This is a genomic window from Undibacterium sp. FW305-107 (genome assembly GCF_058788535.1).
In genome coordinates, this window is sequence record NZ_JBYTAV010000010.1 from 224,051 (window position 1) to 237,088 (window position 13,038).

General features: G+C 49.3%; 11 protein-coding genes. 4 read left to right on the forward strand and 7 right to left on the reverse strand.

What is annotated here, in order from left to right:
- Positions 1–54: 54 nt before the first annotated feature.
- The 4 genes from AC3WQT_RS22165 to AC3WQT_RS22180 form a co-directional block, all read right to left on the reverse strand.
- On the reverse strand, positions 55–246 hold the full coding sequence (locus tag AC3WQT_RS22165; protein ID WP_492707153.1) for a helix-turn-helix transcriptional regulator: 192 nt from the start codon (positions 244–246) through the stop codon (positions 55–57).
- Positions 243–635: a hypothetical protein gene (locus AC3WQT_RS22170; protein ID WP_492707154.1), complete on the reverse strand. Its 393-nt coding sequence runs from the start codon at positions 633–635 to the stop codon at positions 243–245. Before AC3WQT_RS22170 ends, AC3WQT_RS22165 begins: the two co-directional genes overlap by 4 nt.
- 308 nt (positions 636–943) lie before the next feature.
- On the reverse strand, positions 944–1,363 hold the full coding sequence (locus AC3WQT_RS22175; protein ID WP_162059606.1) for an organic hydroperoxide resistance protein: 420 nt from the start codon (positions 1,361–1,363) through the stop codon (positions 944–946).
- Between the two features lie 240 nt (positions 1,364–1,603).
- Positions 1,604–2,056, reverse strand: coding sequence for a MarR family winged helix-turn-helix transcriptional regulator (locus tag AC3WQT_RS22180; protein WP_492707156.1), 453 nt, complete (start codon positions 2,054–2,056; stop codon positions 1,604–1,606).
- A gap of 218 nt (positions 2,057–2,274) precedes the next feature.
- Here AC3WQT_RS22180 and pyrF point away from each other — a divergent pair, with 218 nt between their 5' ends.
- Positions 2,275–3,096 carry an orotidine-5'-phosphate decarboxylase gene (gene pyrF / locus AC3WQT_RS22185; protein ID WP_492707158.1) on the forward strand — a complete coding sequence of 274 codons (822 nt, stop codon included), beginning with the start codon at positions 2,275–2,277 and terminating at the stop codon, positions 3,094–3,096.
- A gap of 7 nt (positions 3,097–3,103) precedes the next feature.
- On the opposite strand, the gene AC3WQT_RS22190 is transcribed toward pyrF, so the two are convergent.
- The 3 genes from AC3WQT_RS22190 to AC3WQT_RS22200 all read right to left on the reverse strand — a co-directional run bounded on the left by AC3WQT_RS22190 (position 3,104) and on the right by AC3WQT_RS22200 (position 9,150).
- Positions 3,104–3,865 (reverse strand): substrate-binding periplasmic protein, encoded by a 762-nt coding sequence (locus tag AC3WQT_RS22190; RefSeq protein WP_492707160.1) that lies wholly within the window; start codon positions 3,863–3,865, stop codon positions 3,104–3,106.
- A gap of 142 nt (positions 3,866–4,007) precedes the next feature.
- Complete coding sequence (locus AC3WQT_RS22195; RefSeq protein WP_492707161.1) at positions 4,008–5,087, reverse strand: porin; 1,080 nt, start codon at positions 5,085–5,087, stop codon at positions 4,008–4,010.
- A gap of 421 nt (positions 5,088–5,508) precedes the next feature.
- Entirely contained in the window at positions 5,509–9,150 is a 3,642-nt protein-coding gene (locus AC3WQT_RS22200) for a hydantoinase B/oxoprolinase family protein (protein WP_492707163.1), read from the reverse strand.
- 389 nt (positions 9,151–9,539) lie between these two features.
- Here AC3WQT_RS22200 and AC3WQT_RS22205 point away from each other — a divergent pair, with 389 nt between their 5' ends.
- From AC3WQT_RS22205 to AC3WQT_RS22215, 3 genes are all read left to right on the forward strand, one after another.
- Positions 9,540–10,583 (forward strand): TRAP transporter substrate-binding protein, encoded by a 1,044-nt coding sequence (locus tag AC3WQT_RS22205; RefSeq protein ID WP_492707165.1) that lies wholly within the window; start codon positions 9,540–9,542, stop codon positions 10,581–10,583.
- Positions 10,584–10,750: 167 nt separating this feature from the next.
- A complete protein-coding gene (locus AC3WQT_RS22210) occupies positions 10,751–12,028 on the forward strand; it encodes an ABC transporter substrate-binding protein (RefSeq protein ID WP_492707166.1) in 1,278 nt (425 codons plus the stop codon).
- Between the two features lie 137 nt (positions 12,029–12,165).
- Positions 12,166–13,032, forward strand: coding sequence for a branched-chain amino acid ABC transporter permease (locus AC3WQT_RS22215; protein ID WP_492707168.1), 867 nt, complete (start codon positions 12,166–12,168; stop codon positions 13,030–13,032).
- Positions 13,033–13,038 lie beyond the last annotated feature (6 nt).

A 13,038-nucleotide genomic window follows, 5' to 3' on the forward strand; every position in this document is an offset into this window, starting at 1 on the left:
GGTGATCCCTTGAATTTTTTCAAAAGTGAATACGACTTGTATGTGAGGGGAGATTTATTCAGCCTGGAATATTTTTTCTATCGGTAGCTGGAACAGTTTGGCAATGCTGAAAGCCAGTGGCAGGCTGGGGTCATAGCGCCCGGTTTCTATGGCATTCACCGTCTGACGAGATACTTCCAGCAGGTCCGCCAACTGGGCCTGGCTCCATTCGCGCTGGGTGCGCAATTCCCTGACGATGTTTTTCATTGCAACTTCTCTTTCCAGTTGCGCAGGCAGGTGATCAAGCCCCATGAACCCATGACCAGAGACCACGTGACAAACATGCTGAGTTTGGGGAAACCTGTGATTTCCATGAAACCATAGCTGAGTGAGAAGGCGGCTGTGAATGCTGCTGCCATGCCAAGGTTTTCCAGCGACCAGATGCGTACATATTCATCCATGCGCTGGAATTGGCGGATGATAGTCCACACCATCAGTAATGCAGGCAAGATGGGGCTGGCAATCAGCAGGCTGCGTAGTGGCCCGGCGGGAACCGAATCCGCGTAAATACTGCTGGTCAAGACAAACAGGCAATACATGCCCAATGTGGCAAACAGCTCGCGAAAATAAAGAGCCTTGGCTTGTTTCTCAAGCATGTTGTTCTCCTGTTGTATATCGTTTGGGTAAGTAAAGTTTGCTTTACATGGCAGGGCAAAAAAATTGCCTTGAAGCCAGGCCGGTATGCAAGAACTAAAATGTAATCAAGCAGTTTATCCAGAGGGATGTAAAGCATGCTTGTCATCATATATCAAAAAACAGACGTGTCAAGCACGCTTTACATCAAGATGAAACTTGATTGAAGGAATTTGCCCGACAAAATAAAAAGGCTTGCAGAAAAATTATTCTGCAAGCCTGATCTGAGCCCTGATTTCATATGGGCAAGTAGCCCATATATCTGCTGGAATTACAGGATATTCAAAGTCACTTCGATATTGCCGCGGGTAGCGTTGGAATATGGACAAACTTCATGTGCCTTGTGTACCAGTGCTTCTGCAGCAGCGCGGTCCATGCCAGGCAGACTGACGTTCAAAGTCACTGCCAGACCAAAGCCACCTTTGCCATTCGGGCCTATACCTACCAGACCATTGATGGATACATCAGCAGGCAGGGCGATTTTGCCAGCGGCGGCAACAAATTTCATCGCGCCGATAAAGCAGGCGGAATAACCGGCAGCAAACAATTGCTCAGGATTGGTGCCTTCACCACCTGCGCCACCGAGTTCTTTTGGTGTCGTCAATTTGACGGAAAGTTGATTGTCGCTGGAAACGGCACGGCCATCACGACCGCCAGTTGCTGTTGCGTTTGCTGTGTAAAGTACTTGCATGATGAACTCCTGATTTAATTTGCTGGGTTATTTGGGGTTTGCTGCGTTTGTTTCCTGGGTTTTTCTTACGACTACTGAGTCGATGGATGAACTATAGCGAACAATTTAATTGTGTGCAATCTAAATTGCGATTGTTTTTTTCTATCTTCGCGATAGCATGCCAACATCAGCTTAGTACAAACAAAGGAAAATATTAAGAATTTTTTAACTCATGGATTTGCTTGCCCATGGCTTGAAAACTCACGGGCTTAATAATTCATTGCGTAAATCACTGAGCTGGCTACGCAATTGCATCAGCGTCTCTTTGCTTTGCCCACTGGCGCAGAGGATTTTTTGTGGTATATCAAGGGCGGCATTGCGCAAATCCTTGCCCGCTGGTGTCAGAGTGATCCTGACCTGGCGCTCATCCGTCTCATCACGATGACGCTGCAACATGCCATTGGCTTCCAGGCGTTTCAACAAGGGGGTCAGAGTGCCTGAGTCAAGAAACAGGGCATGGCCTATGTCTTTGACCAGCACGTCATCCTGCTCCCACAAGACCAGCATGACCAGGTATTGCGGATAGGTCAGTCCAAGTGCGTCAAGCATGGGCTTGTAGGCCTTGGTGAGTGCCAGTGAGGATGAATACAGTGCAAAGCAAAACTGATTTTCCAATGCCAGCATGTTGACGGGTGTTTCTGTGGGTGTTTTCATTTTGGCACTCTGGTTAACTTGGCTCGGGGCTGGTGACGTCGAAAATTGCGGATATGCAGGCATGATAAACAGTTTTTGCCTGGGCTGCGCTGTGATCAGGCTGATCAAACCTGGACAAACTCTTTGCTCATTTGTTTTTGCCCGGTTGGGCAAGTCGCACAAGGTATAATGTCGGCCATTGTGCGTGCACTGCCACGCTCCACTGTAAGAGGTAAATCGTGACTTTCATAGAAAAACTTTCCGCTGCCTGGACAGCCAATAACTCCCTGTTGTGCGTAGGCCTTGACCCTGATGTCAGTCGCTTTCCTGCTGAGCTGGCCGGCAAGCCAGATGCCATTTATGCATTCTGCAAAACCGTGATTGATGCGACCGCTGACCTGGCATGTTCCTTCAAGCCACAAATTGCTTACTTTGCTGCCCTGCGTGCTGAAGACCAGCTCGAAGAAATCTGCCGTTATATCAAGTCTGCTTATCCGCATATCCCTGTGATACTCGATGCAAAACGTGGCGACATTGGCGCAACGGCAGAGCAATATGCACGTGAAGCTTTCGAGCGTTATGACGCCGATGCGGTGACCGTCAATCCCTACATGGGTTTTGATTCAGTCGCACCTTACCTGGAATGGAAAGACCGTGGTGCGATCGTGCTGTGCCGTACGTCCAATGAGGGTGGCTCTGATCTGCAATTTCTTGATGTTGGTGGCAAGCCCCTGTATCAGCATGTGGCGCAACTGGTGGCGGATAAATGGAATACCAATGGCCAATGTTCGCTGGTGGTTGGTGCTACCTTCCCAAAAGAGCTGGCGCAGGTGCGCGCAGTCATCGGTGACATGCCTTTGCTGGTGCCGGGCATAGGTGCCCAGGGCGGCGATATTGCCGCGACTGTACAGGCTGGTAAAACAGCAGTTGGCACAGGCATGATGATTAATTCTTCACGCGCCATTTTGTATGCCAAGCCAACTGCTGGTGAAAGTGCTGCTGGTGCCGTTCGCCGTGTGGCGCTGGAAACACGTGACGCCATCAACGCACACCGCTACTAAATGATGTTCACCGGGGTATCACGATATCCCGGTATTTCTTCAGAATCTGATCGTAGTAGCCATTTTGCTTGAGCAATCTCAAGACCTGATCCAGTTCATCCCTGAGTGCTTCAAGATGTGCTTTCCTGGCAAAACCAAAAAAGGTTTCCTGTTCCTGGACGACGGGGTAGAGCACCTTGAAATCATTCAGCAAGCCCATTTTTTTCATTTCATGAATCGCGCCAAAATGGTTGCTGATCAGTATGTCAAAGCGGTTTGCCAGCGCCATATTGATGGCATTGGTCTGATCGCTGGCCAGTTCGACATTTAACAAACCGCTCTTGCCGAGCTCATCAAACTTGCTGCCATAGCTGATACCCCTCACTGCACCAAACCTGTATTGCGAGAGACGGCTGAGGTCGCCATCAAAGCTGATATTGCTGTCATTTTTTGCCCACAGACTGATGGTTAGCAGTAAAACCGGTTCATTGGTGTAGGTGATGAATTTTTCCCGTTCAGGTGTTTTGAAAGCCGTAAAGATGCCATCGACCTCGCCGGTTTTTACCATTTCCAGACTGCGCCGCATGGGGTAGATGTTGATGACGACCTGATGCCCCATCAGACGGAAAGCTTCTTTAACGATATCGACTGCGATGCCTTTGACTTCACCTTGTTCTACATACTCGTAGGGTGGGTAACTCAGGCTCGCCAGTTTGAACGTGGCTGCAGAACCAATAGGGCAGGAAAGGGCCAGCAGGATTGCCAGCAGAGTTTGGGAAATGGTGCGCATCTTGTTTATACCTCGTTCAGATGCCACACTCATCAGAACATGCTTTGAAAGCTCAGATGGCAATGAGTCTGCTGAGAAGAAGTAAACTCATTGCCTGCAGCAAAGTCAATTCATTGTGTCACTTGATGATGTGCGATCTGCATTAAAAACTGTGACGTATGCCCACATGCAGGGCACTGTCACCGGAACCGGCTTCAATGGCGCTGCCTACTGTGTAGCCAGCACCATTCTTGTTGTCTATCTTTGCGTAGGCCGCATACAAATCCGTTCGCTTGGACAATGAATAGATATAGGCCACAGCCAGCTGGCTGGCGTCCTGATTTTTTACGGTCTTGTCGTCTTTGCGGATGTAGGAAGCCAATACTTTGCTGCTGCCAAACGGTACCGTCACGCCCAGCAGCAAATCGTTGGAATCCGTGGATGCCGTCGGTGCAATCAGGCTGCCAAAAGGATTGGCTGTATTGCGCAGAGGTGAGCTATTCAAACCCTTGTTGACGCCATAAGCCAGATGCGCTTTGGCTACACCAAAGTCATAGGTGGCAGCCAGTAAAGTGGTTTTGCCATCATCGGTATTTTTCAATGTGGCCGTGTCATTGTTACGATTGTGGTAGCCCAGACGTATCGCAAATGGGCCAGAAGTGTAGGCAATCGCAGCGCCGATTTGTCGGCCGGCAGAATTATCACCTGCAGTTTCACCAAAACCATAAGCCACTTCACCAGTCAGGCCATCAAAAGAAGGCGTGACGTATTTCAGTGTATTGTCCATGCGGCTGGAACCAGCACCAGAGTTAGGCATGATATTGGCTGCATCGCCAGCAAAGCCGGTAACGAAAGGGTCGGCAAACGCCAGTGTCAAATATTCTGGTGTGTACTGACGGCCAGCAGTCAGCGTACCAAAGTCACCCTTGACGCCGACATAAGCCTGGCGTCCAAACATCAGGCCACCCTGGCCCAGCGAACCTGCATCCACATTGATGCCGCTTTCCAGCAAAAAGAATGCAGACAGTCCGCCGCCCAGATCTTCTGTGCCTTTGAAACCCAGACGCGAGCCTGAACCTATGCCACTGGTCAGCTTGCTGACTGAACCAGCGCTACCGCCTCTTTCTAATGCGATGCCCGTATCCACGATACCGTAAATGGTGACAGAAGATTGGGCAGAAGCAGAACCGGCAAAAGTGCCAATAGCGCCAAATACAGCTAAAGCAAGGAAAGTCTTTTTCATTTGATTCTCTCAAAAAATAGATAAGGAAACGATGTCGCTGTTAAAAGAATCGCCTTTGCTGCGTACTTCACCGCATAGCTTCACTGCGTGCATGAATGCTGCGTGCACTCATGCTGTCTGGTGAGCGATAAGGGCGATTACCAACTGGATTTCCTGTGATTGCAGCCGGTAATTTATTATCGATGAAAAGTTAGATGTTTACATATAACTTATTTATAAAACGTTGATAAAAAATCGATGATGCGTTGTTAAAAAGTTGAAATTGCGTATGGGGAAATATTTGTGATGTGGATTTTTACCTAAAAATTTTCAGGCATATGTTTAAAAAAATAGCCAGTGACATGCCGTCACTGGCCAATTTCCTTAGCTCATGTTTTTGCCGTAAATGCAGGAATGAGAAAGCATATAAATCATATGAAAATCATGTCTTGCCAAAGCCACCACCACCAGGTGTTTCAATGACGAAGATGTCACCAGCCTGCATGTCGGTGCTGGCAACAAAACCCAGCTCTTCGGTCCTTCCATCATTCCTGATGACATAGTTTTTACCGCAGGCACCATCGGCACCACCTGCTGTACCAAACGGTGCGTACACGCGATTATTCGAGAGTATCGAAGCCGTCATGTTTTCCAGGAAGCGTATCTTGCGCACGCCACCATTACCACCATGCCAGCGGCCTGCACCTCCTGAATCTGGCTTGATCTCATAGCTCTCCAGCCTGACGGGGTAGCGCCATTCCAGTATCTCCGGATCAGTCAGGCGTGAATTCGTCATATGTGTTTGTACTACGTCAGTACCATTGAAACCTTCACCCGCACCAGAGCCACCAGAGATGGTTTCGTAATATTGATAATCATCATTACCAAAGGTGAAGTTATTCATGGTGCCAGGTGAAGACGCCACCACACCCAGCGCACCGTACAGCGCATTGGTGATGCAACTCGAGGTTTCCACATTGCCGGATACCACGGCAGCCGGATAACGCGGGTTCAGCATGGAGCCTTCAGGGATGATGACTTTCAGCGGTTTGAGGCAACCTGCATTGAGTGGGATGTCGTCGTCGATCAGGGTCCTGAATACATACAGCACGGCTGCCATGCAAATCGCACTCGGTGCATTGAAATTATTATTCAATTGCGGTGAGGTGCCGGTGAAATCCACTTCGGCAGAACGTGATGCATGGTCAACGCGAATGGCAACCTTGATGATGGCACCGTTGTCGAGCTTGTATTCATAGTGGCTGTCCTGCAGGGCAGTGATGACACGTCTTACCGCTTCTTCCGCATTGTCCTGTACATGGCCCATATAGGCCTGTACAACATCCAGGCCATAGTGCTGCACCATCTTCAGCAATTCATCGACGCCTTTTTGATTGGCGGCAATTTGCGCCTGAAAGTCAGCCAGGTTTTGATGGATGTTGCGGCAAGGGTATTTGCCGGAAGAGAGCAGAGCTATGGTTTCTTTTTCCAGGAACTTGCCCGCGCTGACCAGTTTGAAGTTATTGATCAGCACACCTTCTTCTTCGACCACTGTGCTGTCTGCCGGCATGGAGCCAGGTGTGATACCACCTATGTCGGCATGGTGGCCGCGTGAACCTACATAGAATAACACTTCGGTGCCTTCTGCATTGAAGGCAGGTGTGATCACAGTAACGTCAGGCAAATGTGTACCGCCATTGTAGGGGTCATTGAGCATATACACATCACCTGGCTGCATGCTACCTGCATTGGCGCGGATGATGGTCTTGATACTGTCGCCCATGGAACCCAGATGCACTGGGATATGCGGCGCATTCGCAATCAGATTGCCTTCTGCATCAAACAGGGCGCATGAGAAATCCAGGCGCTCCTTGATATTGACCGAGAAGGCAGTATTTTGCAGGCGCAAGCCCATTTGTTCGGCGATGCTCATGAACAGATTGTTGAATACTTCCAGCATCACTGGGTCAGCCTTGGTGCCTATGGCCTGGCGTTTAGGGCGAGCTTCCAGGCGGGTAAATACCAGGTGATCCAGTGCAGTGACTTCTGCGCCCCAGCCTGGTTCTATGATGTTGGTGGCATTTTTTTCTGCAATGATGGCCGGGCCCTTGATCTGGTCACCGGGGCGCATGTCATCACGGCCATACAAGCCCGTGTCATGCCATTGTCCACCTGAGAACAACTGGACGATTTCCACTGGTTGCAAAGACTGGCCATTTTCTCTTGGCTGCAGGTAGTCCACGCTTTCATTGCCTTCGCCAGAATTACCTATGGCTTCGACAGAAATCGCTTCTATGACGAGTTGCTTGGCAGTCATCAGGAAGGAGTAACGTTTTTTGTAGGCAGATTCAAACTGATAAATCATGCTGGCAATATCCTGCATCGCCACGACGATGACAGAGTCCGTGCCTTCATAGCGCAAGTGCACACGCTGTTTGACACTCAGGTTTTCCGGCGCCACACCCTGGCTCAGCAAATCATTGCTGGCTGCATCGGACAGGCGTGCCAGTTCTTTTTCCAGCGCGGGTATGGACGTGGGGGCGAGTGGCAATTCCATCGCCAGTTCGCGCATGGCAGTCTGGTCTGCCAGGCCCATGCCGTAAGCAGACAAGACACCTGAGAATGGGTGGGCAAATACCCTGGTCATGCCCAATGCATCTGCGACCAGGCAGGCGTGCTGGCCACCTGCGCCACCGAAGGTGGTCAGGGTATAGTCAGTCACATCATGGCCGCGTTGTACCGAGATGAATTTGATGGCATTGGCCATATTGCCGACGGCAATTTCAATAAAGCCTTCAGCCACCTCTTCTGGTGATTTGCGTATGCCTGTGGCTTTTTCTATTTCTGCTGCCATGGCCGTAAATTTCTCGACGACAGCGTCTCTGTCCAGCGACATGTCAGCTTTGGGGCCAAACACTTTAGGGAAATAAGTTGGCTGTATTTTACCCAGCATGACATTGCAATCAGTCACTGCCAACTGCCCGCCGCGCCGGTAACTGGTGGGGCCGGGGTTGGCACCTGCACTGTCCGGGCCTACGCGATAACGGGTACCGTCAAAATGCAGGATGGAACCGCCACCGGCAGCAACGGTATGTATGCTCATCATCGGCGCGCGCATCCTGACACCGGCAACCTGAGTTTCAAACTCACGCTCAAACTCGCCAGCGTAATGTGACACGTCAGTCGATGTACCACCCATATCAAAGCCGATGATCTTATCAAAGCCTGCAGTCTGTGCAGTACGTACCATGCCGACGATGCCGCCCGCCGGGCCCGACAGTATGGAGTCCTTGCCCTGGAAGCGGTGCGCATCTGTCAAGCCGCCATTGCTTTGCATGAAGAACAGACGCACACCATCCATCTTGCTGGCAACCTGGTCAACATAACGACGCAGGATAGGAGACAGATAGGCATCCACTACGGTCGTGTCACCACGCGAGATCAGCTTCATCATGGGGCTGACCTGATTGGAAATCGAAATCTGGGTGAAGCCAGCTTCAGCAGCGAGTTTGCCTATGATGTCTTCATGCTGGGTATGTCTGTAGCCATGCATGAGCACGATGGCCAGTGCGCGGTAACCGTCTTTATATAAAGCAGCGAGTTCTTTTTTGACTGCGCCTTCATCCAGGGCTTGCAAGACATTGCCATGCGCGTCAATGCGTTCATCAACTTCCACGACTTTTTCATACAAGAGTTCTGGCAAGATGATATGGCGGTCAAACAGGCGAGGGCGGTTTTGATAAGCGATGCGTAATGCATCACGAAAACCTTTGGTAATAATGAGCGCAGTCGGATCACCCTTGCGTTCCAGCAGGGCATTGGTGGCGACAGTCGTGCCCATCTTGACGGCAGACACCAGTTCAGGCGAGATATTCTGGTCTGCTGTCAAACCCAGCAAACCTTGTATGCCAGCAACGGCAGCATCTTTATATTGTTCAGGGTTTTCTGACAGCAGTTTATGGGTGAGTAATTTCCCATCCGGGCGGCGTGCCACGATATCGGTAAACGTACCACCTCTATCTATCCAGAATTGCCAGCGTTGATCTTCAACGAAGTCATTGTGTGCCTGTTTCTGTTCGTTCATTTTGCAACCACCTTTCATAAAGAGATGTCGCCGTTTTGCCGGCAAAGTCTTATCTCGGTCTGGAGCCATTCCTGCCGGGCCTGCAAACTTTGTGTCAAAAATCAGACAAAAATATTTGTTTGCATTTTATGCCCGGAAATATCAGAAGTAATGGATACCCAATATTAAAAAAGCAAAAAAGTTCACTGTTCTTGTGCATCGCCGCCACAGCGTGGTGCAGTTCTTTTCATCTTGGTTTTCATCTTAATAACGACAAGGAAAAAAACTTTATAAACATCTTGTAGATTTTTCCTTTGATGATATTGTAGTAGTTATTGAGATTAAATGTAAGATATTTTATTGACGTTTTATCGATAAAACGTTTACGATATAAAACATAGAGGAGACAAATGATGTTGGATTCAATTCGCAATAAGCTGAGTTTTTCCTGCATATCTGCTCCTTCTCGCAAGAGATTTGCCGGTATTTATATGTTGGCGGTAGCAGTCATCACTACAAATGCACAGGCTGAGGCAGTGGATATACGTATCGCCACCGCCTATGCTGCAGATAACTTCCAGACGATGAATTTGCAACAGTTCGCCAAAGAAGTAGCAGGTGCCAGTAATGGTCAGGTGAAGATGACGGTGTTTGCTGCAGGCAGTTTATTAAAACCGGCAGAAATATTTCCTGGTGTAGTGAGTGAAAAGGCTGAAGCTGGCGAAGTCATCATGTCCAGCCTGGCAAAAGAGATACCGGTGTTTGGTCTTGATTCTTTACCATTCACCGTCAGGGGTTATGAAGATGCTCATAATTTGTGGATGGCTTCCAAAGCGGAAGTGGAAAAAGCACTGGCCAAGCGTGGCTTGAAGTTACTGTATTCAGTACCGTGGCCACCACAGAATCTGTATTCGAAAAAGCCGCTGAGTTCATTGGCAGATTTCAAGGGTATGCGCATGCGCAGTTATAACCCGGCCAGTGAACGTATTGCCGAGCTGGCAATGGCGACTGCAGTACCAGTACAAGTGATAGACCTGGAAAAGGCGATAGCCAGCGATAAACTGGACTTGATGATTACCTCAAGCTGGACCGGGGTAGAAACCAAGGCCTGGAGCAAGATGGCGTATTACTACCAGGCCAATGCATGGATACCAAAAAATATCGTCTTCATCAGCCAGAAAGTGTTTTCCAGACTGGCTGCTGATACGCAACAGAAAATGATGGAGGCAGCCCAGGCCGCAGAAAAGCGTGGCTGGAACATGAGCCGAGATAGTGATGCCGGCTTCGAAAACCAGTTACGCAACAACAAGATCAAGGTTGACCGGGTAGATGCACTATTAAGAAATAACCTCGACAGGCTAGGTGAACAGTTTGTCAGGGAGTGGTTGAAAACAGCAAGCAGTGAAGAAGTATCGATTTTATTGAAATACACGACCGAAAGGTCAATGAAGTAAATCTTTGGCTGACAAGTACCAAGGAATCTTTGATTAAGCGCCGCGCAGTAACTTAATCAGAAATTCCCTGGCGAGTGCAGGCAAAGGCAGATGTGGCAGCATAGGAAAGGGCTCTCATCAAAGTAATAGCAGAGGGCTTACATTTAATTAAATTGGAGCGTTTAATAATGTTTACAAATACCATCAAAAAAATTGCCCGCGCCGGTCTTCTGGTTAGCCTGGGTCTCAGTTTTTGCTACTCTGCCTATGCGCAGCAAGAAATCAAGATAGGTGTTATCTATCCATTGTCCGGTGCGGCTGCATCCTCAGGCAGTGAAATGAAAAACGCACTGGAACTGGCTGCCGACATCGTCAACAACGGTGCCAAAAGTGTACCCAATCTGCCATTCTCTGCTGGCGGTGGCTTGCCTAACCTGAAGGGTGCAAAAATCAAGCTGGTGTTTGCTGACCACCAGGGCAATCCGCAAATCGGTGCGACAGAAACCGAGAGACTGATCACCCAGGAAAAAGTGGTTGCCGTGGTCGGTGCCTATTTCAGTAATGTGACTGCTACCTCCAGCCAGGTGGCCGAGAAATACAAGATCCCTTATGTGAATCCGGAATCTTCTTCTTCCACTTTGACGCAGCGCGGCTTCAAATGGTTCTTCCGCACAACGGCGCATGATGATTTATTTGTCCATAATTTCTTTGAATTCTTCAAAGAGCTGGAAGCCAAAAAAGGCATCAAGGTCAAGCAGTTGGCCACCTTCAATGAAAACACTTTGTGGGGTAATGAAACCACCAAGCTGGAAACCAAGCTGGCAGCAGAAAAAGGCTACAACCTGGTGAAAACTATCGTCTATCCAGCGAAAAGTACACAGCTGACTTCTGAAGTGCAGCAGTTGAAATCATCCAGCCCGCAAGTCGTCATGCAGTCCTCTTATCTGGGCGACGCCATCATGGCAATGAAAACCTATAAGGAACTGGGTTTTTCACCTGACATGATTTTGGCGAACAATGCTGGTTTTACCGACACAGAGTTCCGCCGCACACTGGGCAAGGATGCTGATTACGTCATCACCCGCGAAGTCTGGTCGCCTGATCTGGCAAAAAATAACCCGCTGATCAAGCAAGTCAATGATTTGTATAACAGCAAATACAAGGCTGACTTTACCGGTAATTCCTCCCGCACCTTTACTGGCTTGATGACACTGGTTGATGCGATCAACCGCGCCGGTTCCACCGAACCAGAAGCAATCCGCAAAGCCCTGACTGAAACCAATATTCCCGCCAACAAACTGATCATGCCGTGGAAGGGCGTAAAGTTTGATGAACATGGCCAGAACGTTTTGGGTTCCGGCATCCTGGTGCAGATCATTGATGGCAAATACAACACGGTATGGCCATTCGACCTGGCAACAAAAGATGTGGTCTGGCCTATGCCGAAGTGGGATCAACGCAAGTAACAAGCTCAGTAAAAAATGAAGCACGCTCACCCGGCCTTTTGGCTGGGTGAGACATAAAGATACTCAGTAAATTGTCTGACGAATACCTGACGTCGGTTTTACATGGTTTTACATAATAGGAAGTGCGAGGAGAACTTATGTCCCTTGAAATTATCATTCAAACCCTGGCGTCAGGGATCTTGATCGGATTGATCTATGCGCTGGTGGCGATAGGTTTGACGCTGATCTTTGGCGTCATGGATATCGTCAACTTTTCTCATGGTGAGTTTTTGATGTTCGGCATGTATTCCAGCTTCTGGATGTACTCGCTGTTCGCATTGGACCCCATGTTTACCCTGCCATTAACGGCCTTGTTTTTATTTGCTCTGGGGGTGATGCTCTACAAACTGATCATCAAAAAGATCACCAATGCGCCGATGCTGTCGCAGATTTTTACTACCTTCGGCCTGATGATGTTGTTCCGTGGCCTGGCACAGTTTTTCTGGAAGCCAGATTTCAGGACGGTTGATCATTCCATCGTCACAGGTGCTGTACAGGTATTTGGCATACAGGTGGGTATGCCGCAGGTCACTGCAGGTGTGGGTGCCATTCTGGTGACCATGGGGATTTACCTGTTTCTGACCAAGACCCGTGCCGGTGCTGCGCTGGAAGCGACCGCAGCAGACAAGGAAGCAGCACAACTGATGGGCATAGATTCGCAAAAAATGTTTGCCATGGCCTGGGGCATAGGTGCAGCTTGCGCTGGTGTGGCGGGTGCCTTGCTGTCTACTTTTTTCCCTATCTTTCCTGAAGTGGGTGCGAACTTCATCCTGATTGCTTTTGTGGTGGTGAACCTGGGTGGTTTTGGTAGCGTGATTGGTGCCTTGTTTGCCGGGATTATTGTCGGCGTCATTGAGGTCATGGGCGGCTTCCTGATCGGGCCGCAATATAAATTGGCCTTGGTGCTTGGCTTGTTCCTGGCGGTGTTGATGTTCCGTCCGCAAGGGCTGATGGGTAAGCAATAGCGTAGA